Here is a 584-nt window from a genome sequence, read left to right on the forward strand (position 1 = left end):
GGAAATCCGGGACCCATTTTTGGCAACTTTTCTCAGGAAACAGAGAATACAGCTGATACAGACGATTCAGATACCACCATTGAAGAAAATGAAACGGTTACCAACGTCATTTTCTATATCCCTTTCTTACAGAATCCCAATGCAGATAGTGACCTGGATGGCGTTCCCAATGTATTTGATATTGACCCGGAAGACCCTAACAGTGATTCTGATGGAGATGGGATAACAGACAACCAGGAAAGGATCTCCGGACTGAACCCTTTGGATCAAGATACAGATGGAGACGGCATTCTTGATGGTGAGGACGAACAAACCTTTGCTAACAGGTTTCCGAAGAGGGTAGACCTGGACAGCATTTACGGGAACCTAGAAACTCCTTTTAATCTTAAAATTGAACGCTCAACTTTTTATTTAAGGGACCTGGACCCGGATTCGGGTTTTCTGGAAGCCCAGGAATACTTCTCTTCCCAGGAATTTTCACCTGGATTTGTTTCAGATGTTTTGTTTGAAGGACCCGTGGAGATAAGCGATGAGGAAATCCTGATTTTCCAGGAAGACGATCCCGAAACAGAGGAAGAAGACGA

At 44.0% G+C, this 584-nt stretch carries 1 pseudogene; it reads left to right on the forward strand.

Annotation, left to right across the window (positions count from 1 at the left end):
- Window positions 1-584: pseudogene (locus tag AC4E7D_RS08930) on the forward strand (DUF4270 domain-containing protein); the annotation flags it as partial.

It is taken from the genome of Lentiprolixibacter sp. (assembly GCF_982873095.1).